This window comes from Kribbella sp. NPDC026611 (assembly GCF_040638345.1).
Lineage (GTDB): Bacteria > Actinomycetota > Actinomycetes > Propionibacteriales > Kribbellaceae > Kribbella.
Genome location: NZ_JBEZYC010000005.1, coordinates 460,131 through 486,824, shown reverse-complemented (window position 1 = coordinate 486,824; position 26,694 = coordinate 460,131). Strand labels below are relative to the sequence as shown.

Here is a 26,694-nt window from a genome sequence, read left to right as displayed (position 1 = left end):
GCGGAGCATCTTTCCCTGCCCTCCAGTGCGCCGAGGTGCCCGTCGAGTGCCGCGCAGTAGGCGCAGAGTTACCAGGCACCCTCTAGGGTGGCCGGTATGCCCTTGACGTACCCCATCGCGGAGCAGACGCTCGACAACGGCCTGCGGGTCGTCGTCAGCTCGGACCGCGCGGTCCCGATCGTCGCCGTCAATCTCTGGTACGACGTCGGGTCGCGCCACGAGCCACCGGGCCTGACCGGATTCGCGCACCTTTTCGAGCACTTGATGTTCCAGGGGTCGCGCAACGTCGCCTCCGGTCAGCACTTCAGCCTGCTGGAGACGGCCGGCGCCAGCCTGAACGCGAGCACCTTCTTCGACCGCACCAACTACTTCGAGTCGCTGCCCAGCGGCGGTCTCGACCTCGCCCTGTGGCTCGAGGCGGACCGGATGGGCTACCTGCTCGACGCGGTCAACCAGGAGAACCTGGACAACCAGCGCGACGTGGTCAAGGAGGAGAAGCGGCAGAGCTACGACAACCGCCCGTACGGCGACTCGTACGAGCGGCTCGTGAAGCTCGCCTTCCCCGAAGGCCACCCGTACGCGCACATGACAATCGGCTCGATGGCCGACCTGGACGCCGCGTCCGTCGAGGACGTGCACGCGTTCTTCCGCAAGTACTACGGGCCGAACAACGCGGTGCTGACCATCGTCGGGGACGTCTCCGAGGCGGACGCGTTCGACGCCGCCAAGCGGTACTTCGGCCATCTGCCGGCGATCCCGACGCCGCCGCCCGCCCCGGACGGGACGATCGGGCCGATGACCGACGTACAGCGCGACGACGTGGTGTCCGACGTACCGTCCGACCTGATCACGATGATGTTCCGGCTGCCGGTCGACGGGACGCCGGAGCTGGACGCGGCCGGGCTGGCGCTGGACATCCTTGCCGCGGGTCAGAGCGGTCGCTTGAACCGGCGACTGGTCCGCGACGAGCAGATCGCGCAGTCGGTGTCGGGTGGTGCGCTGCCGCTGATCGGTGGGGTGTCGTTCGGGACGCTGACCGGGATCGCCTCGGACGGGATCGACCTGCAGAAGGTCGAGGACGCGCTGCTCGAGGAGATCGAGAAGCTGGCCGTCGACGGTGTGACCGAGGACGAGCTGGCAACCGTGCAGGCGCAGGCCGAGCGGGACTGGCTGGAGCAGCTGGCGACGTGTGCCGGCCGTGCGGACGAGATCTCGCACCACGCGCTGCTGTTCGGCGACCCGGGGCGGATCAACACGCGGATCGACCAGGTGCAGGCGGTGACGGTCGCGCAGGTCCAGGAAGCGGCTGCTCGCTGGATCCGCGCCGAGGGCCGGGTGCAGGTCACGTACCGCCGTACCGAGACATCTGGAGAGCAAGCATGAGCCAGGTTCTGACCACCCCGCCGCCGGTGGGTGCGCCGCGTCCGTGGACGTTCCCGGAGGCGACGACCACGCGGACCGCCGCGGGGACGCCGGTGCACGTCTTCGACCGGCCGGGGCAGTACGTCGCCACCGTCCGCGTCACGATCGCGATGCCGCTGATCGCGGAGCCACGCGACCTGGAGGGCGTCGCGACGATCATGTCGCGGACGCTCGACGAAGGGACCGAGCTGCACTCGGCGAACGAGTTCGCGGCTGCCCTGGAGCGGCATGGAGCGGCGTACGGCGTGGACGTCAGCTCGGACGCGCTGCACGTGGAGATCTCGGTGCCGGTCTCGCACCTCGCGCCGGCAGTGGACCTGCTGGCCGAGGCGATCACGCGGCCGGCGTTCAACCAGGCGGATGTCGGGCGGCACGTCACGATCCGGTTGGGTGAGATCAACCAGGAGCGGGCGAACGCCGGGTACCGGGCGCGGGAGGCGTTTGCGGCGTACCTGTTCGACCCGTCGACGCGGCGGTCGCGGCCGACCGCGGGCACGCCGGACACGATCCGGCCGCTGACGAACGACGCAGTGGCCGACTTCTACCGGAAGAACATCGGGCCCGCGCGGGCCGAGATCCTGTTCGCCGGGGACGCGACCGGGGTCGATGTCTTCGGCGTCATCGACTCGGCGTTCAGCGGTTGGAGCTCCTCGGCGGGCGCCGCGCTGGAGACGCCGGAGCCGATCTACCTGACGGGGAACCGGGTAGTGCTCGTCGACCGGCCGGGGTCGGTGCAGAGCCAGCTGCTGATCGGGTGCCAGGGTCCGGACCGGCGCGATCCGGCGTGGGGCTCGGCCGCGGTCGCGAACCACGTTGTCGGCGGGACGATCACTTCGCGCGTGGACACCGTGCTGCGCGAGGAGAAGGGGTACACCTACGGCACCCGGACCAGCTTCGCGGCGCCGCGCAAGGGCGGGACCTTCAGCCTCGGTGGCGCCGTACGGACCGAGGTCACTGGGGCGGCGATCTCGGACGCGCTGCGGATCCTCCGCGAGGCGCGGGACGGCCTGACCGAGCAGGAGGTCCAGGAGGCGAAGGACAGCCTCATCCGGACCGCTCCCCTGCGCTACGAGCAGGCCGACTCGGTCGCCCAGCAGGTGGGCAGCAACATCGCGAACGGCGTACCGATCGACTTCGCGAACACCTATCTGACCGCTATCGCGGCGACGACGGCGGCCGAGGCAACCGAGGCGTACCGGCGGTACGTCGGAGCCAACGGGCTGCTGGTCGTCATCGTGGGCGAAGCGAAGGAGGTCCGCCCGCAACTCGAGGGCCTCGACCTCGGCGACCTGATCGAACAAGGCTGATCGAACACCGCTGATCGAACACGGCTGACCGACCTCGGTTCCTCCGCTCGCGGCCGAGCGGAGGAACCGGGATGCCGTCAGCTGGTGATGTAGTTCGAGAGCTGTTCCCGCTCGAACTCGAGCTCGCCGATGCGCGACTTGACCACGTCGCCGATGCTGACGAGCCCCGCCAGCGAGCCGTCGACGACCACCGGCACGTGCCGGATCCGGCGATCCGTCATCATCCGCATCAGGTTGTCGATCGGGTCGTCCGGCGTACAGGTATGGACCTCAGCGGTCATGATCGCGCTCACCCGCACATCACCGGCGTCGGGCGTCGCGTTCCAGAGCCGCACGACATCGCGCTCGGACACGATCCCTTCCACCGACGACCCGTCGGAGCTGACGACCACCGCTCCGATGTTCCGTTCGGCCAGCAGTGCGAGCAGTTCGGTGACAGTGGCTTCTGGGGAGATGGTGACGACCTGGTTGCCCTTGCCGCGCAGTACGTCGTTGATCTTCACGGAGCCTCCTGCAGTTCGAGGACCAATACCCCAAGGTAACGTCAAACGCCCGATCACTCCCAGTGACAACGAAGGACAACCGGTCCGCCACGGCTCTCAACCGGATCAGCCGCGCGGCGAGGCGCTGAGAGGATTCCTTTACCTCGGCGTTACCGCGCGCGACGCCGGCCGAAACCGCTGCCGACTGAACTGGAACAGACCCGCCGATCCGGTGGGGCGCCCCTAGGGTTCCGCTGCCTCGGCAGGACTGGTCCGAGAGGGGAGGCGGCGCTTGCGCCGTTCCACGGCGGGACAAAAGCCCGGGAGGCCTTGAGGCCCCGGGGTGCTGTGCGTTCCGGGCCGAGGAACGGAGGCCGGAATGTCAGCATCCAGTGCGGCAACCACGCAAGACCTGAGCACCGAGCACGACCTCGGACGGTTCGGCTACGCGCAGCAGCTCTCCCGGCGGGTCGGGAGTTACGCGTCGTTCGCGGCCGGGTTCTCGTTCGTCTCGATCCTCACCACCGTGTTCCAGCTCTTCGGGCTGGGCTTCGGCTTCGGCGGTACGGCGTTCTTCTGGACCTGGCCGATCGTCCTCGCCGGCCAGCTGACGGTCGCGCTGTGCTTCGCCGAGCTGGCCGCGCGGTACCCGTTGTCGGGCGCGATCTACCAGTGGGCCCGTCGCCTCGGTGGCGCCGTGGTCGGCTGGTTCGCGGGCTGGACGATGGCGATCGCCCAGATCATCACGCTGGCCACTGCGGCGATCGCGCTCCAGGTCGTCCTCCCCACGGTCTGGCCCGGCTTCCAGCTCGTCGGCACCGACAGCGCGCTCGCGTCGAAGGACGGCGCGGCCAACGCCGTGGTCCTCGCCTGCCTGCTGCTCGCCGCGACCACCCTGCTCAACGCCACCAGCGTCCGCATCACCGCGATCGTCAACTCGGTCGGCGTGACCTGTGAGCTGGCCGGCGTCGTGCTCATCGTGGTGCTGCTGACCAGCCGGGCCGAGCGCGGCCCGGGCGTCGTCCTGCACACGACCAACCTCGACAGCTCGACCGGGTACGTCGTACCGCTGCTGATCTCCGCCTTGATGGCCGCCTACGTCCTGGTCGGCTTCGACAGCGCTGGCGAACTGTCCGAGGAGACGCACAAGCCACGCGCCACGACCCCACGGACGATCATCCGCGCCGTGGTCGCGTCCGGGATCGGCGGCGCGTTCCTGATCGTCGCCGCGCTGATGGCCGCGCCGTCCCTGACCGACGGAAACCTGGCCACGCAGGGACTCCCCTACGTCCTCACCAGCAGACTGGGTACGACGGCCGGCAAGCTCCTGCTCCTGGACGTGGCGCTCGCAGTGTGCGTCTGCACGCTCGCGATCCAGACCGCGGCAGCCCGGATGATCTTCTCGATGGCCCGCGACAACGTCCTGCCCGCGTCCTCGTGGTTGCGCCAGGTGTCCCGCCGTACCGGGACTCCGGTCGCCGCGACGATCGTCCCCGGTGCTCTCGCCGCCGTGTGCCTGGTGGTGAACGTGGGCAACGCCGGCTTGTTCCTCGGTCTTGCCAGCGTCTGCATCATGCTGCTCTACGTCGCCTACCTGATGGTCACCGTCCCGCTGCTCGTCCGCCGGCTGACCGGCCACGGTCTGCCCGCCGGTGTCGACGAGAACGGACGACCGCTGTTCTCGCTCGGCCGCTTCGGCCCGCTCGTCAACTTCGTTGCCGTCGGCTACGGACTCGCGATGGCCGTCAACCTGGGCTGGCCGCGGGCCGCGGTCTACGACCCGGCCGGTGCCGGCTGGTACCTGCACTACCTCCCGCTGATCACGCTCGCGGTCGTCGCGGCGGGCGGCCTGCTCGCGTACCGCGCCCAGCGCACCGCGTACTACGGCTCGATCGGTCTACCCCTCCCCGCAGCAGCCCCGATCGCCGAGAGCGCCGGCGCATGAGCCACGAGCTTCCCGGCGCCGCCGCCTGGTCGGTACCGGTCCGCGCCGGCCGGACCGTCATCCTTACCGCCCTCGCCGACGGCGCGAACGCGACGATGCTGATCATCGGCGCCGACCGCCTCGACCGCCTGAACATCCCGGATACGTTGAAGTCCCAGATGTCGGCGCGGATCAAGCCGGGCATGGTGCTGATGTCGGACCGCGGCCTGGCGCTGGCCACCGTCATCGCCTCGAGCCTCGACTGGCACGACTGCCTCACCGGCGCCGCTCCCGATCAACTGCTGATGCTCGAGCTCGTCAAGCACGGGTTCGGCGAGGCGGACCTGCACGGGTCCGTCAACTTCTTCAGCAAGGTCGCCGTCGACGAACGCGGCGGGCTGACCTACGTGCCCGACCACGCGCACGCGGGCGACACCGTCGTACTGCGGGCCGACCAGGACCTGCTGGTCTTCGTCTCGACCGCCGCGCACGCACTGTCCGAAGGGCCCGCCGGAGGCGTCGCCGTACAGCTCGAAACCCCTGACCACGTGGCCGATCCCGAGCTCCGGGACGAAGCGGCCCGCGCGCTCCGACTCACCCGGGAGCTGATCGCATGACCGTCACCCAGACCATGGCAGCTCTCGACACCGTCGTACCGGCCGGCGACGGCGCCCTCGTCACTGTCCCGGCGGGCGGCCGCTTGCGCATCGTCGACCTGCACGGGAACCAGGCCGTCGACACGCTCTTCTACGACGCTCACGACGTCGCGAACCGGTACTCCGCCTTCGACACGATCCGCGAGCAGCGGGCCGTCTTCCTCACCACCGGGTCACGTCTGCTCTCGACCAGGCTGGACGAGCTCGCCGTCATCACCGACGACACCTGCGGCCGGCACGACACCGTCGGGGGCGCCTGTTCGCAGGAGAGCAACGTCATCCGGTACGGCGAATCCACCCGGCACCAGCACGCCTGCCGGCAAACGTTCCTGCGCTACGGAGCGCGGGCCGGTATCGGTCAGCGCGAGCTCACGCACAACGTCAACTTCTTCATGAACGTCCCGGTGACCCCGAGCGGCGGCCTGACCTTCGAGGACGGCCTGTCCGCTTCGGGGAAGTACGTCGAGCTGACCGCGAGCCGCGACCTGCTCGTGCTGATCAGCAACTGCCCGCAGGTCAACAACCCCTGCAACGGCTGGAACCCGACGCCGGTCCAGCTCATGGGCCGGTGGTGACGTTGGCGGTCGTCACCGTTGACCAACCAGGCGTTCAGACGACAGTGCAGGACCTGGCCGGACGGCCCGGGCTGTGGGATGTCGGCGTACCACCGTCCGGGGCCGCCGACGAGCTCACCTTCGCCCTGGTGAACGCAGCCGTCGGCAACCCGGACAGCGCTGCCGGTCTGGAGTGCGTAGTGGCCGGACCGGTCCTGACCTGCGACGAGGACCGACTGGTGTGCCTCGGTGGTGCCGCGCGGCAGGCCACGGTCGACGGAGTAGCGGTCCGGGCTGGGCTGGTGTTCCTGCTGCCGGCCGGAGCGGTTCTCGACGTCGGGCCACTCGACGGTCCCGGCATGCGTGGCTACGTGGCGTTTCAGGGCGGACTCGACGTACCGCGGGTCCTCGGGAGCCGGTCGACCTTCATCCTCGGTGGTTTCGGCGGCCAGGAGGGCAGGCCGCTCGCGGCTGGCGACCAGCTGCCGCTCGGCCGGCGGGAGAACCTGCTGACACCGCAGCCCGTGACGCTCCCCACGATCACCGGCACCTGGCGGATCCGCGTGATCCCCGGGCCGCACGGCGCACCGGAACACCTCACCAATGACGGGATCGATGCGCTCTTCGCGACCGCGTGGACCGTCGACCACCGGTCGGACCGCACCGGGATCAGGTTGAGTGGTCCGACGCCCGGCTGGGCGCGGACCGACGGCGGCGAGGCGGGCCTGCACCCGTCGAACGTGCACGACTCGGCGTACCCGGTCGGCGGCATCATGCTGTCCGGCGACACCCCCGTGATCGTCGGCAAGGACGGCCCGTCCCTCGGCGGCTTCGTCGTACCCGCTGTTGTGATCGAGGCCGATCGCTGGATGCTCGGGCAGCTGCGCGCGGGCGACTCGGTGCAGCTGGTTCCCGTGACGTTGGCGGCAGCGACCGACGCCATCCAGACCCGCCGCCGCTGGCTGACCGATCTCCGCCAGGACGCGGCACCGCTCACCGTCTCGCCCGCGACGCCGGAGCGCCCGCAGGTCCTGCACGAGTCCGGTACTGCGCCGGCGTACACGATCCGCTGCGCGGGCGAGCGGCACCTGCTGGTCGAGGCCGGACCGGCCGAGCTCGACCTCACGGTCCGGGTCTGGATCCACCTGCTGGCCCAGGCCTTGCGCGCCAACCAGCCGACCGGCGTGACGGAGATCGTCGAGGGCGTACGGTCGCTGCTCGTCGCGGTCGACTCGGCGCGCCTCCCGCTGGCCGCGCTCGCCGAGCAGCTGGCGTTCCTGGCCGGCGGGCTGGACGATCCGGAGACCGTGGTGCTACCTGCCCGCGAAGTGGTGCTGCCGATCGCGTTCGACCACCCCGAGGCGCACGAGGCGATGCGCCGGTACGCGACCTCGGTCCGGCCGGACGCCCCGTGGTGCCCGGACAACGTCGAGTTCATCCGCCGGGTGAACGATCTCGGCACCCGGGACGAGGTCTTCGAGATCGTCGAGGCGGCGACGTACCTGGTGGTCGGTCTCGGCGACGTGTACCTCGGCGCGCCGGTCGCGGTACCGGTCGATCCACGGCACCGGCTCGTCACGACGAAGTACAACCCGGCCCGGACCTGGACGCCGCAGAACGCCGTGGGCATCGGCGGGATCTACCTGTGCGTGTACGGGATGGAGGGCCCCGGTGGGTATCAGTTGGTAGGCCGGACCGTACCTGTCTGGCGGCTGTCCCCCAGCGACGAGCAGCCTTGGCTACTACGGCAGTTCGACCTGATCAGGTTCACGCCGGTGACCGTCGAGCAGCTCGCCCACGACCGGGCCGAGCTGGCCGCGGGACGGGCGGACCTGAAGACCACTCCGGCGACGTTCTCGATCGCCGACGTACGCCGGATCGAGCAGGAGGCACCTGTGGACATCGCGAACCTACGAGCCAGACGGCGCGCCGCGTTCGACGCCGAGCGGGCCCGGTGGGGCGCATGAACGAGTGGATCACCCGGGTGGACCCGGTACCGGCGGCCGACGGACCACTGCACGGGCTGACGATGGCGCTCAAGGACAACATCGACCTCGCCGGGGTACCGACGACCGCTGCGGACCCGCGCAACACCCTGCCCGCGGAGCGCAACGCGTTCGTCGTCGACCGGCTCGTCGCGGCCGGCGCCGTACCACTGGGGAAGACCAACCTCGACCAGTACGCCACCGGCCTCGTCGGCACGCGGTCGCCGTACGGCGCGTGCCACTCGGTCTTCTCGGAGCGGCATGTCTCGGGTGGATCGAGCTCAGGCAGTGCCGTCGCGGTCGCGAGCGGGCAGGTCGATTTTGCGCTCGGTACCGACACCGCCGGCAGCGGCCGCGTCCCAGCCGCCTTCAACCGGCTCATCGGCATCAAACCAAGCCGAGGGCTCGTGTCGGCGCGTGGTGTCGTCCCCGCGTGCCGCTCAATCGACTGCGTCACCGTCATGGCCCGCACTGTCGCCACAGCTCGGGCTGCGTACGACGTGATGGTCGCGTACGACCCCGACGACGCGTGGTCGCGAGCCCTGCCCCAGCAGCGATCCAGCCGCGGTGCAGTGATCGGCGTACCCGACCTGGGGCTGCAGCTGGAGCCACAGCACGAGGCAGCCTGGCAGGAGACGCTTGCTGAGGCACACCAGCTCGGCGAGGTCGTGAAGGTCGACATCCGTCCGCTGCTCGAGGCAGCCGACCTGCTGTACTCCGGTCCGTGGCTGGCCGAGCGCTGGCTGGCGTTCGGGGACAAGCTGGACGACTCCCCTGCTGTGAACCCGACGGTACGGACCATCGTCCGCGGTGGTGCGTCGCTGACCGCAGCGGCCGCGTTCGCGGGCTTCGACCGGCTGGCGACGCTTGCTCGGGCCAGTGAGCCGCTGTGGACTCAGCTCGACGCACTGCTGCTGCCGGTGACACCTGAGCATCCGACGCTGGCGGCAGTAGCGGCAGACCCGATCGGAGTGAACAGCCGGCTCGGCCGCTTCACCAACATGGTCAACCTGCTCGACCTGTGCGCGGTCGCCTTCCCAGGACCGGACCGGGCGGACGGTCTGCCGTTCGGGATCCAGTTGCTGGCTCCGGCCGGCCACGACCTCGAGCTGATCGACCTGGCGGCGCGCTGGTGCGGCGAGCCGGTGCCGGCGGCGCAGTCGACGGACATCCTGCTCGCGGTGGCCGGCGCGCACCTCTCCGGCCAGCCACTCAACGATCAGCTGGTACGGCGTGGCGCCCGGCTCGCGTTCACAGCCCGCACGGCACCGTCGTACCGGATGTACCTGACCGACGGGCCCCGGCCCGCGCTGACCCGGGTCCTGACCGGCCCGGACGGTCCTGGGATCGAGGTGGAGGTCTGGAGCCTGCCGGCGGCTGAGGTGGGTGGCTTCGCGGGCACCATCGATCCACCGCTGGCTCTCGGACCCCTGGACCTCGCGGACGGTCGCCGGGTGCTGGGCTTCGTCGGCACTGCGGACGCCGCGGACCCGTCCCGCGACATCACGGCCGCCGGCAGCTGGCGCGCGTACCTCGCCGGGCGGGGGTAAGATCCTCCAGTTCGCTGAGGGGGTCACGTGGGCTGGCGGCAGGATCTGGCAGTACTGCGGCACCGCGACGTGCGGCTGTTCGTCGCGGCGCGGTTCATCTCGATCCTCGGGTCGGCGATCGCGCCCGTCGCGCTGGTGTTCGCGGTGCTCGACATCGCACACTCGGCGAGCGCGGTGGGCACGGTGCTGGCGGCGCGCAGCATCCCGAACATCGTGTTCCTCCTGATCGGCGGCGTCATCTCCGACCGGCTGCCACGGCATCTCGTGCTGGTAGTCGCCAACACGCTCAGCGGACTCACCCAGGCGCTCGCCGCCACACTCGTGCTGTCCGGGCACGCGACGCTCGTGCAGCTCGCCGCGATCGAGGCGGTGAACGGGGTGGCTGCGGCGTTCGTGATGCCGGCCATGACCGGGATCCTGCCGGCGATCGTGGACCGGACCGAGCTGCCGCAGGCGAACGCGATCGCGGGCTTTGCGCGGTCGGCCGCGATGATCGGGGGCGGCGCCGTCGCGGGCGTGATCGTCGCGCTGACCGGTCCAGGCGTCGGGCTCGCGGTCGACAGCGCGACGTTCCTGACCGGCGCCGTCCTGCTGTCCCGGCTGCGGCTGCCGCGGATCGAGCGCGCCGCAAGCTCGGTCCTGAAGGACCTCCGCGACGGCTGGAGCGAGTTTGCCTCCCGGCAGTGGGTCTGGGTGATCGTGCTCGCGTTCGCCCTGCTGAACCTGATCTTCACCGCGTGCTACCAGACGCTCGGCCCGGTGATCGCGGACAGTACGTTCGGGCGGGCCGGCTGGGGTGTGGTGAGCGCCTCCTTCGGCGCCGGACTCGTTGCCAGCGGCATCATCATGCTCCGGCTCAAACCGCGGTACCCGCTGCGCGCCGGGATGCTCGGTATGCTCGCCACGGTCCCGGCGATGCTGTGCCTGGCGTTGCTGCCACACACGCTCGCGATGATGGGTGCGGCCTTCCTGCTCGGCGTCGGCTTCGACATCTTTGGCATCAGCTGGGAGACCGCGCTCGGCCAGCATGTCCCGCTCGACAAACTCTCCCGGGTGTCGTCGTACGACATGCTCGGCTCGTTCATCGCCGGCCCCGTCGGTCAGCTCACGGTCGGGTACGTCGCCGCGGCGACCAGCGCCAAGGCCGTCGAGCTGTACGGCGCCGCGCTCTTCGTCGTGATCACGGTCGGCACGCTCGTCGTCCCCTCGGTCTGGAACCTGCGTAGGGTGGAGACGTGAGCTCAATCGTTCCGGGTCCCCAGCAGAAGCTCGAACGCGAGATCGAGGCCGCCAGGTCCGGCCAGAAGCCGCTGAACCCGAGCGACCTCAACCCCTCCGCACCCCCGAAGGCCGAAATCGACCTCACCGGCTGGCCAGAGCCACTGGCACGCGCGGTCGAAGCCGAGCACCAGCGCGTGACCGCACTGTCCGGCAACCGCCGCAAGACCGCAGACCTGGTCGTACCGGAGCTGCAGGACGCCCTGAAGGACCTCCTCGACCAGATCGCCGACGCGGTCCGCGCGAAGTCGACCGAGCTCCCGACCGACGGAGCCGAAATCCTCGGCATCCCAGATCCAACACCGCCGAGCCACGGCGACCGCAAAGCAGCCCTCAAGACTCTGAAGCAGCTGCAGACCCAACTACAGGACCCAGACCACAACCGCCTAACCCGCCTCACCACGTTCATCATCCGGCTGGCCGCGGTCGTCCACGCGGTGCCGGACGCAGGAAGTGCGCTGGCCCCAGCGGCTCTGGACCGCTACGCCAACGCACTCCCCGACTACCAACGAGACTGGCCCTTCCCCCAAAAACTCGACTCCTGGCGAACCATCCTCAGCCCTTGATCGCGCCGCCCAGGGCGAAGGCGCCGCCGAGTTTGCGGGAGAGCAGGAGGTACAGGAGTAGGACTGGGGTGGTGTAGATGAGGGAGTACGCCGCCAGTTGGCCGTAGTTGGGTTCGCCGTACTGGCCGAAGAAGGTGAAGATGCTGACCGAGGCCGGCAACCGTTCCGGGGAGAGCAGCAGCATGAAGGGGACGAAGAAGTTGCCCCACATGCCGATGAAGGTGAAGATCAGCACCACCGCGATCCCCGGCCACATCAGCGGCAGGACGATGGACCGCAGCGCGCGCATGCTGCCCGCGCCGTCCACCCACGCGGCCTCTTCCAGCGAGATCGGTACGCCGTCCATGAACGTCTTGGTCAGCCAGATCGCGAACGGCAGCGCGCTCGTCGCCATGAACATGATCGTCCCGCCGAGCGTGTCGACCAGGTTCAGCTGCACGAACAACCCGTACACCGGCACCATCACCGCCGTGATCGGCAACCCGGTGCAGAACAGCACCGTCAGCAGGAACGGCCGGTTGAACCGCGACCGGAACCGCGACAGCGGATAGGCCGCCAGCACCGCGCAGATCATCGTCAGCAACGCCGACCCACCGCACAGGATGATGCCGTTCAGCACCGGCCGGTACGTCGTGTCCGTGTTCAGCACGGCCTTGAAGTTCCCGAGCGTCGGGTGCGTCGGGAACTCGACCCGCAGCCCGGCCGTCCGGTTGATCGACGCGAACAGCACCCACAGCAGCGGCAGGACGAACAGGATGCCGATGGCAAGCAGCACCAGGTTCGACGCCAGCTTGCTCATCCGGTCCCGGGCAATCATGCGGCCTCCGAGTTCAGTCCACGCAGGTAGATCAGCGAGAACACCGCACCGATCGCCAGCATCACCAGCGCGATCGCCGTACCGTAGCCGATCTGGGAGAAGCTGAAAGCCTGCTCGTACATGTACAGCGGCAACGTCTGACTCTTGGTCCCCGGGCCGCCCCGGGTCATCGCGTAGATCAGGCCGAACACGCTCAGCGTCTGCAGCGTGATCAGCATCAGGTTCGTCATGATCGCCCGGCTGATCATCGGCACCGTGACGAACAGCAGCCGGCGCCAGCCGCCCGCGCCGTCCATCTCGGCCGACTCCTCGATCTCCTTGGGGATCTCGCTGAGCGCGGCGGAGTACACCAGCATCGAGAACGCCGTACCGCGCCAGATATTGGCCACCGATACCGCGATGATCGGTGCCCCGTACAACCAGTCCTGACCGGGCAGGCCGACCGCCTTCAGCATCACGTTCAGCGTGCCGTCGTCGTTGAAGAACGCGCTCAGCAGGTACGCCGCCACCACCTCGGGCAGCACCCACGCGCCGATCACCGCGGTACCGACGAAGTTGCGGACCACCTTGGTGGACCGCCGCATCAGCAGCGAGAGACCGAGGCCGAGGGTGTTCTGGCCGATGATCGCGGAGATCAGCGTGAACACCAGCGTCAGCCAGATCGCGTTCGTGAACGCGCCGCTGCCGAAGGCCTTGCGGAAGTTGTCCAGGCCGACGAACTTGACGTTCGCCGCCCCGGTCCCGGTGAGCGCCATGTTCGTGAACGCGGCGTACACGCAGTAGATGATCGGGCCGGCCAGGAAGACCAGCATCAGTCCGATGGCCGGCGAGAGCGGCAGCATCCGGACGAGTTTGGCCCCCCGCGGCCGCTTGCTCGGTGAAGAGGTAGCGGCCGCGGTGGGCGCGACAGTCGTCGTCACAGGGGAGATTCCTCCGTCAGGACGGGATCAAGGACAGGCCTATTGGCCGGTGCTCTGCGTCGTCGTCTTGTCCTTGCCGCCGACGATGCCCTCGACAGCCTGGTCGTAGTTCTTCGCGGCGTCGTCCGGCGAGGACTGCCCCGTCATCACCGACTCCATCGCGGTGATGATCTCGTTCGAGACCTTCGGGTACTCCGGCAGCGCCGGGCGGTAGACCGTCACCGACACCAGGTCGGTGAAGAACTGCGTGCTCGCCGAGGAGGACTTGTACGCCGCGTCGGACGCGACATCCTTCCGGACGGCGATCTGCGCACCGTCGGTCGCGTACTTGGCCGCGTTCTTCTGCGTCTGCAGGGTCTTGATGAAGTCCCAGGCCGCGTCCGGCGACTTCGACTTGGCCGGGATCGCCCAGGTCCAGCCACCGGAGAGGCTGACCTTGCCCTTGCCGCCGCCGTCCTGCGTCGGCATCGCGGTCTGGCCGAGCACCGAGCTCCACTGCGGCCACGGCTTCGCACCGGACTTCAGCCAGTTGCCGTAGATCCAGGAGCCGTCCAGGTCGATCGCCAGCTTGCTCTGCGGCAGCAGCTCGGTGCCGACCTTGCTGCCCATGTTCGGGCTCAGCGCGTCCTTCGGCGCCGGGGCCAGGCCCTCGGAGAAGACGGTCTTGACGAAGTTCAGCGAGTCCTTGAAGCCCTGGCTGCCGACGACCCACTTCTTCTGGTCGTAGTTGTACAGGGTGTCCTTGGTGCCGTAGAGCAGCATCTCGAAGCCCTGCATGGCCGAGGCCTCACCCATCGGCTTGCCGGAGTACATGTTGAACGGGATGACGCCGGGCACCTTCTGCTTGATGGTGCGCGCCGCGCTCAGCACGTCGTCCCACTTCTTCGGCTGCCAGTCGGCCGGCAGCCCGGCCTTGGCGAAGATCTGCTTGTTGTACCAGAGCGCCCGGGTGTCGGTGCCGTCCGGGACGCCGTACGTCTTACCGTCCTGACCGCGCGCCGCACCCTTGGCGGTGTCCTCGAACTGGCTCCACTGGTCCCAGTTCTTGATGTAGTCGTCGAGCGGCTTCAGGTACCCCGCGGTGATGTCGGAGTTGATCAGGAAGGTGTCCTCGTAGACGATGTCCGGCGCCGTGTTCGGCGACCGCATCATCAGCTGGATCTTGGTGTAGTAGTCGTTCTCGCTCGCGACGACCGGAACGATCTCCACCTGCGAGCCCGGATGCGCGGATTCGTACTCCGACTTCACGCCGTTGAGGAACGTCTTCATCACGACGCCCGGGCCCCACTGCTGGTACGCGATCTTGATGTGTGCCGGCCCGGAGCTCTGCGAGCCACCGGCGTCCGGCTGCTTGGTCGTCGACCCCTGGCTGCAGGCCGAAACCGCCAGCAGCAGCGCGGTCGCCGCGGCTGCCAACTTGAAACGTTTCCTAGTCATCACGTCCACCTTCGGGCAATCGTTGTCATCCCGGTACCCCAGCCGTAACACAGCGGCCTTCCCGCGACCGTAGGAGTCGCGGCCTGCCCACGTCAATGCTTCAAGACAACGTTGTCCTGAGCTCTGAGCGTGAACCACCGTGACCAGGAGATAACAATCCGATTACCTCATTGTCAGGACAATCAGACAGCAACCGGAGACGCCTCGTGACGGGGCTGTACGGCGCGTTGTGAACGCATCGCTCCGAGTACACAGAACACCAGTCCGAGCACCAGCCAGCAACTCAGTACGACGAGCGGCCGGCCTGCTCCGGCGCCGTCGAAGAAGCTGACCGAGCGAAGCGCCGTACCAGCGGCACCTGGTGGCAGCAGCTGACCCAGAGTGCCCCAGCCGGTCGGCAGCATCTCGGGCGCACTCGTCATACCGGACAGGGGGTTGCCCAGCAGCATCATGACTGCGCTTCCGAGGGCCAGACCCGCCGTACCGAGCAGCCACTCCAGTCCGAGCAGCGTGAGGCTGATGGCGGCGATCGACATCGAGATCACGCCTGCGTTGCCCAGGTAGCTGCCCTGGAACGAGCCGAGCCAGTACTGGAGTACGGCGGCCAGCGCCAGCCCACCCGTGATCGCGAAGGCGACCGCACCGACCATCCGGCGCGGACCGGATCGTACGAGTTGCGTCAGCGCGCCGGCAGCGATGATCCCGCCCAGCACGAGCGGCAGGGCACCAGCAGCCAGACCTGCGCCGCGCGGGTCATCCTTCGGGAGCGGGACGATATCGGTGACCTTCGCCGGGTTCTGCGCGTCCATGCGCGCCGACAGCTGAGTCAGGAGCTGCGACACCACCGGTCCGCCCGCGGAGGCCGTGAGTACCTCAGGCTGGGTCGACTCGAGCACGATCGCGCCGTACGCATCCCGGTCCTCGATCTTCCGTACGGCGGCCGCTCGGTCGGGTACTGCGGTGACGTCGAAGCCGCCGGGCATCGCCTGCTCCAGCCTCGTCTCGACCTGCTGAACCGCGGGAGCCGGACCGGCCACCACGAGCGGGACGTTGCGTGGTTCGGATCGCGCCGCCGGCCAGGCGAACGCGATCAGCAAGACCGTGAGCAGCCCGGTCAGCAGCAGGATGACCGCGAGCAGCGGGGGACGACGGCGTTCTGCCTCGTGAGCCATGGGAACTCCCCTTAAAACCGAATGACCGTTCTTTATTACTCCGAGCCTGAGCGCCGGTCCGGCGACTTGTCAAGAACGGACATTCGTTTTTATGCTGCTGAGGTGCCCAAGGTCACGGAGGAACACCGGTTGGCCCGTCGCGCCCAGATCGTCGCGGCGGCCCGGACCTGCGTGATCGAGCAGGGCTTCCACAAGACGACGATGGCGGACGTGATCCAGGAGTCCGGCCTGTCGGCGGGCGCGGTCTACAGCTACTTCAAGAGCAAGGAAGCGATCGTCGCGGCCATCGCCGAAGACGCGTTGAGCGCCATCGACGAGCTGTTCGAGAAGCTCCTCGCGTCCGCGGAGCCGCTCAGTCCGCTGATGGCGCTGGAGCGGACCATCGCCCACGTGGTGACGGTCGCCGAGGCGCCCGGTGGTGACGTCACCCGGGTCGCGGTCCAGGCGTGGGCCGAGTCGCTGCGCAACGAGGAGATCCACGAGGTGGCCAAGGGCAAGTACTGCCAGCTGCGCGACCACTTCCTCGACATCGTCCGCCGGGCCCAGGCCGACGGCACGGTCGACCCGGACGTCGACCCGCTGCACATCGCGCAGGTGATGTTCGGGATGATCCCGGGCTTCGTCCTGCAGCGGCTACTGATCGGCGACGTCACGCCGGAGACGTACTCCGCGGGCCTGCGCGCACTCTTGCGTCAGTGAGCCCAGAGTGAGCCCAGAGTGAGCCCAGGGTGAGCCCAGGGTGGGGTTTTCCCCACCTGAAGACGTGGGTCAGCACCATGGGTCGGCGCCTGCTTTGTCCGTAGCGTCCTGGTCATGAAGAAACGCACGCAGGATGCAGTCGACGGGACCGGGCACTCGGTCGTCCTGCACGACGTACGACGGGTCTACGGCCGTGGCAGCAACGCCGTCACCGCCCTCGACGGAGTCTCGATCAAGTTCGCCCCCGGCACCTTCACCGCGGTGATGGGACCGTCCGGCTCCGGGAAGAGCACCTTCCTGCACTGCGCGGCCGGCCTCGACCGGCCGACCTCCGGCAGCGTGTACATCGACGGCCAGCCGCTGGCCGGTCTGAGCGAGCGCCGCCTCACCGAGCTCCGCCGCGAGCGGATCGGTTTCGTCTTCCAGTCCTTCAACCTGCTGCCCGCGTTGACCGTGTGGCAGAACGTGTGCCTCCCACAGGAGCTCGACGGCCGCCGGGTGAACAAGGCGGCCGTCCGCGCGGTGCTCGAGCGCGTTGGGCTCGGCGAGCGGTCCAAGAACCGTCCGGGCGAGCTGTCCGGTGGTCAGCAGCAGCGCGTTGCGATCGCGCGGGCGCTGGTCGCGCGGCCGGCGGTCATCTTCGCCGACGAGCCGACCGGTGCGCTCGACACCCAGACCGCTGCTGACGTGCTCGACCTGCTGCGCGAGCCGGTCCGGACGCAGGGGCAGACCGTCGTGATGGTGACGCACGACCCGGTCGCCGCGTCGTACGCCGACCAGGTCGTCTTCCTCGCGGACGGCGTACTGGCCGGCAGCCTGACCGCTCCGACGGCCGAAGAGGTCGCGGACCGGATGACCCACCTCGGCGCCCGTTCCCGGCTGACGGCGGTGGCCCGATGATGCGCCTCGCCGTCCGCACCCTGCGCTACCGCAAGGGCGGCTTCATCGCCACCTTCGTCGCCGTCGTCTTCGGGACCGGGATCGTGATGGCGTGCGGCGGCCTGATGGAGACCGGCATCCGCTCCAACGTCGCCCCCGAGCGCCTGGCCAACACCGCCCTGGTGATCACCGGCAACCAGTCCCACCACCGCCCCGGCGAAGAAGACCCCACCCCCCTCCCAGAACGCGTCGGCGTCCCGATCGAAACGCTCGCCAAGATCCGCACCGTAGAAGGCGTCTCCACCGCCTTCGGCGACTACACCTTCACCGCCGTCCCTCTCGCTCCCACCAGCAAAGGATCGGGCTCCAGTAGTTCTTCCAGTTCTGGGTCTGCGGAATCCTCCGACTCGTCCGGAGCATCCGTTGCCCAAGGCCACAACTGGTCGAGTGCTGCGCTCACGCCGTACCGCCTCACCTCCGGCCACGCTCCCCGCACCGGTCAGGTCGTGGTGTCGAGCGGCAAGGTCGGCGACCGCGTCACCTACCTGATCAACGGTGAGCCTCGCACCTTCACCGTCTCCGGGATCGCCGCCGGCCCAGCTGGTCACGCCTTCTTCTCCGACCACGACGCCGTACGGCTCACCCGCAACCCCACGCACTTCGCCGACATCGGCGTACAAGTTGCCCCCGGCACCAACATCGCCGAGGTCAAGGACCGGATCAAGGCCCTCGACAGCAGCCTCACCGTCCGCGCCGGCATCGACCGCGGCCTCGCCGAGCACCCCGACACCGAGTCCCGGCGCGCCGCGCTGATCTCGATCGCCGGTTCGTTCGGCGGGATCGCCGCGATGACGATGATGTTCGTCGTCGCCTCCACCCTCGCCCTGTCCGCCCAGCACCGCGAGCGCGAGTTCGCCCTCCTCCGCGGCATCGGCACCACCCCTGGTCAGGTCCGCCGGATGATCCTCGGCGAAGCCATGCTCGTCGCCCTCCCCGCGGTCGCGCTCGGCGCCGTCCCCGGGATGTTCCTCGGCAGGTTCCTCTTCGACCAGCTCGCCTCACACGGCGTTGCGTCCCCGGACATCGAGTTCTCCCAGGGCCTGATCCCGTTCGCCGCGGGCGCCGGTGCCGCCGTGCTCGCCGCCATCGCCGCCGCCCTGATCGCGGCCCGCAAGTCGGCGAAGATCCGCCCGGTCGAGGCCTTGGTCGAGGCGTCGCTGCAGCGGAAATGGTTCGGCTGGGTGCGCTTCATCTGCGGTGTGCTCTTCCTCGGCGGCGGTGTCGCACTCCTGATCGTCACCGCGACCGTCATGACCGGTCCGCTCGCCGGCGCCACCGCCGGTCCCTCGATCCTCTGCTGGGCGATCGGCGTCGCGTTGCTCGGACCGTTCTGGACCAAGCTGGCGCTCGCGTTCTGGCGCTGGCCGGTGCAGGCACTCACCCGGGTCAGCGGCCGCCTCGCGATCCGCAACATGTCCGCGCGATCGGTCGCCATGTCGGCCGCGGCCATGCCGGTGATGCTTGCCGTCGGCATCTCCACCGCGAACCTATACATGCAGACCACACAGGTGCATGCCGCCTCCGAAGCCTTCACCCGCGACCTGCGCGCCGACGCGGTCGTCGTCTCCGAGGCCGGCCTCTCCCCCAGGCTGCTCGACCAGGTCCGCGCCGTACCGGGCGTCGCGAGCGCATCGTCGTACGTCCGCAGCCTGGGCACGATCGACGAACCCCGGCACGCCCCGTTCGACGACGACGGCGCACCGCTGATCGGCGTCGACGCCCAAGGCCCGGACGGTACGGCGCCTGTCCAGCTGACGCAGGGGTCTCTCACCGGCCTAACCGGGATGACCGTCGCCCTGCCGGACTATGCAGCGGACAAGATCGGCCGCGGCGTCGGGTCCAAGATCACGATGACGCTGGGAGACGGGACCTCCGTCGACCTTCGAGTGGTCGCGACCTTCGCGGCGGTCCGCGGGTACGAATCGATCATCCTGCCCGCATCCTTGGTCGCCGCCCACACCACGGACGGGCTCACCAAGCAGATCCTGGTCCGCGCCGCACCGGGAACCGACGTACGACCCGCTCTCGCCAAGCTCGCCGCGGCTCACCCGGGCGTTGCCGTGGCAGACCGCAGTACGTTGCTCGCCGCCAACACCGAAGACCTGAAGACGCAGGCGTGGGTCAACTACATGCTGCTCGGCATGCTGATCGCGTACACCGCGGTCTCGGTCGTGAACACGCTCGTCTCGACCACGCTCCGCCGACGCCGCGAGTTCGCACTCCAGCGCCTGACCGGTTCCACTCGCCTCCAGGTCCTCCGGATGCTCTTCACCGAAAGCACCCTGATCACCCTCGTCGGCGTCACCCTGGGAACCGCAATCGCCCTCGCCTGCCTACTCCCCTTCGCGGCCGTCGTCTCCCCAACAGAGTCGCTCCCCTCCGGCCCGCTCTGGATCTACTTCATCATCATCGGAGCCGCCGCAGCCCTCACCTTCACCTCAACCCTCCTCCCCGCCACAGCCACCCTCCGCCACGCCCCCACCCAACCCACCTACACCGACTAACTCCCCTGAACCGACGACACGGTCGAGTCAGTCGTCCAGTTCTCCGTGGCTGAACTCGAGGGAAACACCCTCGTCGGCTCGGCCTGCTCGCCGACGACTGGAAACCTGCCGCCTAGCTTCAGCGGGCAGGCGTGGGTTCGGCGACCGGCTGGAGGGCGATGGTGGTTGCCTGGATGATCGGTGCCTGCGCCCGGATCCAGGGCGAGAGCACGACCTGGAGATCTTCCAGGTCACGTTCCTCGAGGATCACTCCGGGAGCCGGCACGCTGGCGCCCAGCTCGGCCAGCACCGGCCGCAGGTGCTGATCGGCCAGCAGCTTGTGACTCGGCGCGGCCGACACCGTGACCGGCACCACCACGGCCCCGGCCAACGCCTGCGGGCGCAGTACGTCGAGGAAGCTCTTCAGCAGACCCGTATAGCTGCCCTTGTAGACCGGCGTCGCCAGCACGACCACCGACGCCGAGGTCACCAGGTCAACCGCACCCTCCAATGCCGCCCGCTCCTCCTCCCCGGCCAGCTCCCCCTGAAAGATCGCCGGCGCGAACGTCACCAGATCGATCAGTTCATCGATCCGGTACGGCGTACCCAGCTCGGACGCCAGCAACTCCGCAACGGACGCCGCGGCAGCCGCGGTCCGCGAACCGGCGCGCGGATTGCCGACCACGGTGACGACAGACTGCGGCCAGACCGGCGGATCCGGCACAACCTGCGGTTCGAACGCGACTGAGGGCATCTGACCCAACTCCTGTGCTCGGCAAGTGGTACGTCGAGCCTAGTCAAAGTCGAGCGGTCTACTTGACTTTCTCAGAATCCGAACGCCGGAGCTTCACGACCACGAACCACACCACCGCCGCCACCGCACCCGCGATCACCAGCTTCTGGAACACGCCCACCGACGACTCCACTACGTGCCACTGCTCACCGAGCAGATACCCGGCCATGATCAGCAACGAGTTCCACATCAGACTCCCGACGGCCGTCAGCAAGAGAAACAGCCACACCCGCATCCGCTCCACCCCGGCCGGCACCGAGATCAGGCTCCGCACGACCGGCACCAGCCGCCCGATGAACACAGCCTTCGACCCATGTCGCGCAAACCATTCCTCGGCCTTGTCCACATCCCGCAGGTTCACCAACGGCAACCTCGCCGCCAGCGCCCTGGTCCGCTCCCGCCCCAGCCCTGCGCCCACGCCGTACAACGCCAGCGCGCCCACCACCGACCCCAGCGTGGTGAACAAGATCGCGCTCACCAGCCCAAGGTCGCCCCGAGCCGCCGCAAACCCAGCCAGCGGCAGAATCACCTCGCTGGGCAACGGCGGAAACAAGTTCTCCAACGCCACCGCCAGCCCGGCCCCAGGCGCACCCAACTGCTCCATCAGGTCGATCGCCCAGCCGGCCACCCCGCCGGCGGGCTCTTCCGTCGCCTGCACCGCGCTCATCATCACCAACCTCGTCGGGGCTCTCCACAGTACCGAGCGCTCAAGAGGCGGGAGCTCCGATCGACGACCGGCGTACGACGGCGGCCGGGACCGCGACTGACTGGTCGGGGGACGGCGCGTCCAGCAGTTGGGCGATCGCGAGCTGGCCCACCTCGGAGCTCTGACCGGCGAGAGTTGTAAGGCCTGGATGGACGAGCTCGGAGAGGATGTCGTCGTGGCCGGTGACGCTCACGTCGTCCGGGACTGATTTGCCCTGGCGGCGGAGGCCTTCGACCAGACCGGCAGCCAGGACGTCGTCGAAGGCCATGACTGCGGTGATGCCCAGAGCGATGACTGAGGAGGCAGCAGCTATGCCGTCGGCGTAGGTGTCGGTGGTGGTCGGGAGGCGGATCAGTTCCGGACCGTGGGTGCGGCAGCGGGCCGCCAGGGTTCGGGCGCGTTGCTGGTTGGACCAGGAGCCGACTGGGCCAGGGAGGTAGGCGATGCGCTGGTGGCCCAGCGTCACGAGTTCGTCCAGTAGTTCGCGGAGGGCGGCGCGGGAGTCGGTGTAGATGCTGGGCAGGCCGTCGACGATCCGGTTCACCAGCACCAGCGGTACCAGCCGGCTCACCTCACGGATCTGCGGCGTCGTCATGCGCGGCGCGCACAGCACGACCCCGCGGGTCTGCTGGGCGAACTGCTCGCACACCTGCCGCTCGATCTCCGCGTCGTCGTCGGTGTCGGCGACGAAGACGCCGATCGAGTGCTGCCGGGAGACCTTCTGCGCCGCCTTCAGCAGCGTGGTCATGTACGGGTTGGAGATATCGGGTACGACGACGCCGATGTTCGGCGACGTACCGGTGATGAGCGAGCGCGCCATCACGTTCGGCGAGAACCGCAGCCGGCGGGCGACCTCGCGGACGCGGTCGGCGGTCTCCGGCGAGATCCGGCCGGGGCTGGAGAACACCCGCGACACCGTCGAGATCGAGACGCCGGCCGCCTGCGCGACGTCCTTGAGCGTGGTGGGTCGAGTCCGCCCTGCCATCGCGTCCTCCCGCTGTCCGGACGATCAGTGCAAACCTTTGACAACGGCCGACGATACCGACGTACTGTGCTCAGAGCGAACCCTTCGGGAGGAATCCGGATGACTGTCGGCACCGATCACGCTCCGCAGCTCAGCACGTATCCAACCCGCGCCGAGCTAGGCCGCGCAGCCGGAGCCTGGGCCGCGGAAATGCTTCGGTTGGCGATCGCCGAGAACGGTCGAGCGCGGGTGATGCTGGCGGCAGCGCCGAGCCAAACGGAAACCCTCGCCGCACTGGCTGCGGAGCCGGGCATCGACTGGAGCCAGGTCGAGTGCTTCCACCTGGACGAGTACGTCGGTCTCGCGCCGGACGCGCCGCAGGGTTTCGCCAACTGGTTGCGCGCGGCCCTGATCAACAAGGTGCCAGGGGCAACATTTCGCCCGATCGAGGTCGACGGCGATCCGGCGGTGGCCGCGCGCCGGTACGCCGACCTGATGGGCGCCGAACCCTTCGACCTCGTGCTGCTCGGGCTGGGGGTCAACGGGCACCTGGCGTTCAATGATCCCCCGGCAGACTTCGACGATCCACAGTCCGCCAAGGTCGTCGCGCTCGACAGCACGAGCCGGCAGCAGCAGGTTGACGAGGGCAACTTCCCAACGCTGAACGACGTACCGACACATGCGGTGACGGTGACGATTCCGCGACTGCTCAACGCTCGGGAGCTGATCGCGTCCGTGCCGGGTGCGGCCAAGCGACAGGCGGTGCAGGACACGCTGACGCAGCCGATCGGGCCGAACTTTCCCGGTACGGCGTTGCGGACGCACCCGCGCGTGAAGCTGTTCCTCGACACCGAGTCAGATCCCCGTGCTGAGCATTGACGCCCTGCCCGACGTGACCGGGAGCGAGCCGGTGGTTCTTCGAGGCGCCAGGCTTGTCGAGACCGAGGGATCGGCGCTGGTCCTTCGAAACGGCCGGATCGAGGCGGTGATCCCGGCCGCGGAGGCACCGGCGGACGCGGTCGACCTCGACGGCTACGTCGTCCTTCCGGGCCTGATCGACGTTCACGCACACGGTGGCGGCGGGTACAGCTTCGACGATCCCGATCCCGACGCACATCACGAGGTACTGCGGTTCCACGCGCGGCACGGCGTGACGACGATGCAGGCGTCGCTGGTCTCGGCGTACCCGGAGGACCTCGAGCGGCAACTGGACGCGCTGGCGATCACGGCGGCCGGCAGCACCCAACTGCACGGCGTACACCTCGAAGGTCCGTACCTGGCGGTCGAGCAGTGCGGCGCCCACGACCCGCAAGCGTTAAGGACGCCGGCAGCGGACGAAGCTGAGCGGCTGCTTGCCCGATCGGGCCTGGTGCGGATGGCGACGGTCGCACCGGAGCTTGAAGGCGTTCCGGAGTTCGTACATCGCCTGACCCAAGCCGGCGTTGTCGTTGCGGCCGGGCACAGCGAGGCTCGCGGGCCGGAGCTCGCCAGCGCCGTCGACAACGGGCTGACGCACCTGACCCATCTGTGGAGTTGTCAGTCAGCTCTCGTCCGGCGCGGTCCGTGGCGGGTGCCCGGACTGATCGAGGAGTCGTTGGCGTCGGAGCAGCTGACCGCCGAGATCATTGCCGACGGCCACCATCTCCCGCCGGCGTTGATCGAGATCGCGCGCCGGTGCCTCGGTGAGCGGTTGATCGCAATCTCGGACGCAACGGCCGGAGCGGGGATGCCGGCCGGATACCGGTACCGGCTCGGCGTCGTCGAGTGCGAGGTCGCCGACGGCGTCGGGAAGATCGTCGGCCAGGATGCGTTCGGCGGCAGCACGACGCCGCTCGACGGCATGCTCCGCCACCTCCACCAAACCCTCGGCTGGCCACTCACCGAAGCGGTCGCCGCCACCAGCACCCGACCGGCCAAGCTCCTCGGCCTCGCCCACCGCAAAGGCCGCCTCACCCCCGGCTACGACGCCGACCTCACCCTCCTCGACCACAACCTCACCATCCAAGCCACCACCCAATCCGGCACCTGGATCCACCAGTAGCTACGCCACCTGCGGACCCAAGAACAGTCCACCCGAGGCATCGAGCACCTGGCCGGTGATCCAGCGGGACGCCGGCGAGGACAAGAACGCGACCACGTCTGCCACGTCACCGGCAGCGCCGAAGCGCCTCAAAGCCGTCAGGCCGACGACGAGATCAGCAACACCCGACGTCTCGATGACCTCGGCATTCGACTCGGTCAGGGTGGCACCGGGAGCTACCGCATTGACGGTGATGCCACGGGCGCCAAGTGACTGGGCCAAGGTGAGCGTCATCGTCTCCAGAGCGCCCTTGGTCATCGCGAAGGAGGTCTGGACGGGGTTCGCCATCCGGGTCGCGACGGAGGTGATCGAGACGATCCGGCCGCCGTCGACCATGCTGGGCAGGAGACGTTGGATCAAGAAGTACGGCGCCCGTACGTTGACCGCTATGAGCCGATCGAAGGCGTCCACGGTGTCGGTCTCGATCGGGCCCGCCGGGGGCGCGGCTGCATTGTTCACCAGGATGTCGAGCGAGCGGCCGCCAAGCTGAGCGACCACAGCGTCCACATCGCCGGGGACGCCGAGCTCGGCACCGACCAGGAACCCTCGCCCGCCGATGCGTTCCAGCGTTTCCTCCGCGCCCGCCTTGTCGCGGTGGTAGTGCACCGCAACCTCGATCTCATCCGCCGCCAGCCGCTCCGCGATCGCACGCCCGATCCCTCGCGAGGCTCCAGTCACCAGGGCCAATCTGTTAGAAACTATCATGATGTTAGTATCTACCACATGGCCCTGAGAGACCGCCAGCGTTCGGCGACCCGCAGCCGGATCCAGCAGCACGCACTCCGGCTCTTCACCGACCGCGGGTACGACGCGACCACCGTCAACGAGGTGGCCGACGCAGCCGGCGTCTCGGCGATGACGGTCTACCGCCACTTCCCCACCAAGGAAGACCTGGTCCTGTACGACGAATTCGACCAGCTGGCCGCGACCGCCGGCCCAGACACCGGCCCGCTGACCGACCAGATCGCCCACACCATCCTCGAAACCCTCACCCTGGCCGTCGAACAAGACCGCGATCGCCTGCTCGCCCGCCTACAGCTCATGATCACGACGCCCGCGCTACAGGCACGTCACCTGGACAGCCAGTACCGGCTCCAGCAAGCCCTGGTTTCCGGGATCGCCGAGAGGTTCGAAGCAGAAGCAGCTGCGAGCGCCTGCCTCGGCATCGCTCACACCGCTTTGCTTCGGTGGGCCGCGGACAACGGCCGGTCCGACCTACCCAGCCTGTTCCGCCAAGCATTCAGGGCAACGTTCGGTCGTGAGCTTTAGGGTCGGCAGGCGCGGACGATCAGGTCGGCGGTTTGGGTGGCGATGCGGTGGCGGTCCGTGGGGGACAGCGGCACCGTGCCCTGGAGGGTGACTACGCGGCCTTCGGTGATGAGTAGATAGGTGAATTGCCGGGTGGTCAGGGCCGGGTCCGGTACCCGGAGGATCCCGGACTCGTCGCAGCTGCGGAGGTATCCGCTGACCAGATCGTCCAGGCCAGGCCGGTCGGTGTCGTCCCGCCACATCTTCTGCAACTCGGGGTGATGGGGAAGCTCGGCGATCGTCAGCCGGTGCAGCCCGGAGATGGTCGGCGAGAGCACACCGGAGAGGATCGACTCACCGGCCGTGGTCAGGTCGGTGAGTGGATCGCCCGCATCCAGGACGACCGCACCCCGCTCGGTCTCCTGGATCTCGCGGGCGTGGGCGATGACCGCGAGGAACAGGCTCTCCTTGTCGCCGAAGTGCCCGTACACGGTCTGCTTGCCGACGCCGGCCAGGGCCGCGATCGCGTCGACGCTGGTCCGCTCGTACCCCTGCTGCAAGAACAACTCCATCGCCGCAGCGAGGATCGCCGCTCGCTTGGCCGGTGACTTCTTCCGGAGCGGCGGGTGCCCAGGACCCACGGCGGCAGCACTCATGCGACCCACCTTACTTGACTAGACCGTCCAGTCTCATCTAGCTTCAAACGAGACTG

25 protein-coding genes and 1 riboswitch are annotated in these 26,694 nt (G+C 68.8%); of the genes, 15 read left to right on the top strand and 10 right to left on the bottom strand.

Features of this window, described 5'->3' with window-relative positions; all coding sequences use genetic code 11:
• Nucleotides 1-96: 96 nt before the first annotated feature.
• Both AB0E69_RS23985 and AB0E69_RS23980 read left to right on the top strand, forming a co-directional pair.
• Nucleotides 97-1,383, top strand: a complete 1,287-nt coding sequence (locus AB0E69_RS23985; RefSeq protein ID WP_360149954.1) for a pitrilysin family protein — start codon at nt 97-99, stop codon at nt 1,381-1,383.
• Complete coding sequence (locus tag AB0E69_RS23980) at nt 1,380-2,729, top strand: pitrilysin family protein (protein WP_360149951.1); 1,350 nt, start codon at nt 1,380-1,382, stop codon at nt 2,727-2,729. Before AB0E69_RS23985 ends, AB0E69_RS23980 begins: the two co-directional genes overlap by 4 nt.
• Nucleotides 2,730-2,806: 77 nt before the next feature.
• Here the strand turns inward: AB0E69_RS23980 and AB0E69_RS23975 are convergent, their stop codons facing one another.
• Nucleotides 2,807-3,232, bottom strand: a complete 426-nt coding sequence (locus AB0E69_RS23975; protein ID WP_360149948.1) for a CBS domain-containing protein — start codon at nt 3,230-3,232, stop codon at nt 2,807-2,809.
• Between the two features lie 211 nt (nt 3,233-3,443).
• Nucleotides 3,444-3,540, top strand: a riboswitch (guanidine-I (ykkC/yxkD leader).
• A 50-nt stretch (nt 3,541-3,590) separates the two neighbouring features.
• Here AB0E69_RS23975 and AB0E69_RS23970 point away from each other — a divergent pair.
• The 7 genes from AB0E69_RS23970 to AB0E69_RS23940 are packed head-to-tail and all read left to right on the top strand — an operon-like array spanning nt 3,591 to nt 11,724.
• Nucleotides 3,591-5,156 (top strand): amino acid permease, encoded by a 1,566-nt coding sequence (locus AB0E69_RS23970; protein WP_360149945.1) that lies wholly within the window; start codon nt 3,591-3,593, stop codon nt 5,154-5,156.
• Nucleotides 5,153-5,752 (top strand): DUF1989 domain-containing protein, encoded by a 600-nt coding sequence (locus AB0E69_RS23965; RefSeq protein WP_360149942.1) that lies wholly within the window; start codon nt 5,153-5,155, stop codon nt 5,750-5,752. Before AB0E69_RS23970 ends, AB0E69_RS23965 begins: the two co-directional genes overlap by 4 nt.
• Entirely contained in the window at nt 5,749-6,366 is a 618-nt protein-coding gene (locus AB0E69_RS23960; protein WP_360149939.1) for an urea amidolyase associated protein UAAP2, read from the top strand. The genes AB0E69_RS23965 and AB0E69_RS23960 overlap by 4 nt, the downstream gene beginning before the upstream one ends.
• Nucleotides 6,360-8,312: a 5-oxoprolinase/urea amidolyase family protein gene (locus AB0E69_RS23955; protein WP_360149936.1), complete on the top strand. Its 1,953-nt coding sequence runs from the start codon at nt 6,360-6,362 to the stop codon at nt 8,310-8,312. Before AB0E69_RS23960 ends, AB0E69_RS23955 begins: the two co-directional genes overlap by 7 nt.
• Nucleotides 8,309-9,880 carry an allophanate hydrolase gene (gene atzF, locus AB0E69_RS23950; protein WP_360149933.1) on the top strand — a complete coding sequence of 524 codons (1,572 nt, stop codon included), beginning with the start codon at nt 8,309-8,311 and terminating at the stop codon, nt 9,878-9,880. The genes AB0E69_RS23955 and atzF overlap by 4 nt, the downstream gene beginning before the upstream one ends.
• Nucleotides 9,881-9,907: 27 nt before the next feature.
• On the top strand, nt 9,908-11,119 hold the full coding sequence (locus tag AB0E69_RS23945) for an MFS transporter (protein ID WP_360149930.1): 1,212 nt from the start codon (nt 9,908-9,910) through the stop codon (nt 11,117-11,119).
• On the top strand, nt 11,116-11,724 hold the full coding sequence (locus AB0E69_RS23940; protein WP_360149927.1) for a hypothetical protein: 609 nt from the start codon (nt 11,116-11,118) through the stop codon (nt 11,722-11,724). The genes AB0E69_RS23945 and AB0E69_RS23940 overlap by 4 nt, the downstream gene beginning before the upstream one ends.
• On the opposite strand, the gene AB0E69_RS23935 is transcribed toward AB0E69_RS23940, so the two are convergent.
• From AB0E69_RS23935 to AB0E69_RS23920, 4 genes are all read right to left on the bottom strand, one after another.
• Complete coding sequence (locus AB0E69_RS23935; protein WP_360149924.1) at nt 11,714-12,541, bottom strand: carbohydrate ABC transporter permease; 828 nt, start codon at nt 12,539-12,541, stop codon at nt 11,714-11,716. The genes AB0E69_RS23940 and AB0E69_RS23935 overlap by 11 nt on opposite strands.
• Complete coding sequence (locus AB0E69_RS23930) at nt 12,538-13,461, bottom strand: sugar ABC transporter permease (RefSeq protein WP_360149921.1); 924 nt, start codon at nt 13,459-13,461, stop codon at nt 12,538-12,540. The genes AB0E69_RS23935 and AB0E69_RS23930 overlap by 4 nt, the downstream gene beginning before the upstream one ends.
• A 39-nt stretch (nt 13,462-13,500) precedes the next feature.
• Nucleotides 13,501-14,898, bottom strand: coding sequence for an extracellular solute-binding protein (locus AB0E69_RS23925; RefSeq protein ID WP_360149918.1), 1,398 nt, complete (start codon nt 14,896-14,898; stop codon nt 13,501-13,503).
• 182 nt (nt 14,899-15,080) lie between these two features.
• On the bottom strand, nt 15,081-16,070 hold the full coding sequence (locus AB0E69_RS23920) for an ABC transporter permease (protein ID WP_360149915.1): 990 nt from the start codon (nt 16,068-16,070) through the stop codon (nt 15,081-15,083).
• A gap of 102 nt (nt 16,071-16,172) precedes the next feature.
• On the opposite strand from AB0E69_RS23920, the gene AB0E69_RS23915 reads away from it, so the two are divergent.
• The 3 genes from AB0E69_RS23915 (at nt 16,173) to AB0E69_RS23905 (ending at nt 20,212) form a co-directional block, all read left to right on the top strand.
• Nucleotides 16,173-16,769, top strand: coding sequence for a TetR/AcrR family transcriptional regulator (locus AB0E69_RS23915; protein WP_360149912.1), 597 nt, complete (start codon nt 16,173-16,175; stop codon nt 16,767-16,769).
• A 114-nt stretch (nt 16,770-16,883) separates the two neighbouring features.
• Nucleotides 16,884-17,669, top strand: a complete 786-nt coding sequence (locus AB0E69_RS23910) for an ABC transporter ATP-binding protein (RefSeq protein ID WP_360149909.1) — start codon at nt 16,884-16,886, stop codon at nt 17,667-17,669.
• Nucleotides 17,666-20,212 carry an FtsX-like permease family protein gene (locus tag AB0E69_RS23905; RefSeq protein ID WP_360149906.1) on the top strand — a complete coding sequence of 849 codons (2,547 nt, stop codon included), beginning with the start codon at nt 17,666-17,668 and terminating at the stop codon, nt 20,210-20,212. Before AB0E69_RS23910 ends, AB0E69_RS23905 begins: the two co-directional genes overlap by 4 nt.
• 118 nt (nt 20,213-20,330) lie before the next feature.
• Here AB0E69_RS23905 and AB0E69_RS23900 read toward each other — a convergent pair whose 3' ends face one another.
• Genes AB0E69_RS23900 through AB0E69_RS23890 form a run of 3 tightly spaced genes read right to left on the bottom strand, consistent with a single transcriptional unit; the run spans nt 20,331 to nt 22,675 of the window.
• The gene (locus tag AB0E69_RS23900) at nt 20,331-20,945 is read right to left on the bottom strand and encodes an NAD(P)H-dependent oxidoreductase (protein ID WP_360149903.1); all 615 of its coding nucleotides are present in this window, start codon (nt 20,943-20,945) and stop codon (nt 20,331-20,333) included.
• A gap of 58 nt (nt 20,946-21,003) precedes the next feature.
• The gene (locus AB0E69_RS23895; RefSeq protein WP_360149900.1) at nt 21,004-21,651 is read right to left on the bottom strand and encodes a DedA family protein; all 648 of its coding nucleotides are present in this window, start codon (nt 21,649-21,651) and stop codon (nt 21,004-21,006) included.
• 40 nt (nt 21,652-21,691) lie between these two features.
• A complete protein-coding gene (locus AB0E69_RS23890) occupies nt 21,692-22,675 on the bottom strand; it encodes a LacI family DNA-binding transcriptional regulator (RefSeq protein WP_360149897.1) in 984 nt (327 codons plus the stop codon).
• Nucleotides 22,676-22,774: 99 nt separating this feature from the next.
• Between AB0E69_RS23890 and AB0E69_RS23885 the strand changes: the two genes are divergently transcribed.
• The gene (locus tag AB0E69_RS23885; RefSeq protein WP_360149894.1) at nt 22,775-23,533 is read left to right on the top strand and encodes a 6-phosphogluconolactonase; all 759 of its coding nucleotides are present in this window, start codon (nt 22,775-22,777) and stop codon (nt 23,531-23,533) included.
• Nucleotides 23,520-24,695: an amidohydrolase family protein gene (locus AB0E69_RS23880; RefSeq protein ID WP_360149891.1), complete on the top strand. Its 1,176-nt coding sequence runs from the start codon at nt 23,520-23,522 to the stop codon at nt 24,693-24,695. The genes AB0E69_RS23885 and AB0E69_RS23880 overlap by 14 nt, the downstream gene beginning before the upstream one ends.
• Here the strand turns inward: AB0E69_RS23880 and AB0E69_RS23875 are convergent, their stop codons facing one another.
• The gene (locus tag AB0E69_RS23875; RefSeq protein ID WP_360149888.1) at nt 24,696-25,412 is read right to left on the bottom strand and encodes an SDR family oxidoreductase; all 717 of its coding nucleotides are present in this window, start codon (nt 25,410-25,412) and stop codon (nt 24,696-24,698) included.
• Nucleotides 25,413-25,457: 45 nt separating this feature from the next.
• Here AB0E69_RS23875 and AB0E69_RS23870 point away from each other — a divergent pair, with 45 nt between their 5' ends.
• Nucleotides 25,458-26,003 carry a helix-turn-helix domain-containing protein gene (locus AB0E69_RS23870; RefSeq protein ID WP_360149885.1) on the top strand — a complete coding sequence of 182 codons (546 nt, stop codon included), beginning with the start codon at nt 25,458-25,460 and terminating at the stop codon, nt 26,001-26,003.
• Here AB0E69_RS23870 and AB0E69_RS23865 read toward each other — a convergent pair.
• Nucleotides 26,000-26,638, bottom strand: coding sequence for a TetR/AcrR family transcriptional regulator (locus AB0E69_RS23865; RefSeq protein WP_360149883.1), 639 nt, complete (start codon nt 26,636-26,638; stop codon nt 26,000-26,002). The genes AB0E69_RS23870 and AB0E69_RS23865 overlap by 4 nt on opposite strands.
• Between the last annotated feature and the right edge of the window lie 56 nt (nt 26,639-26,694).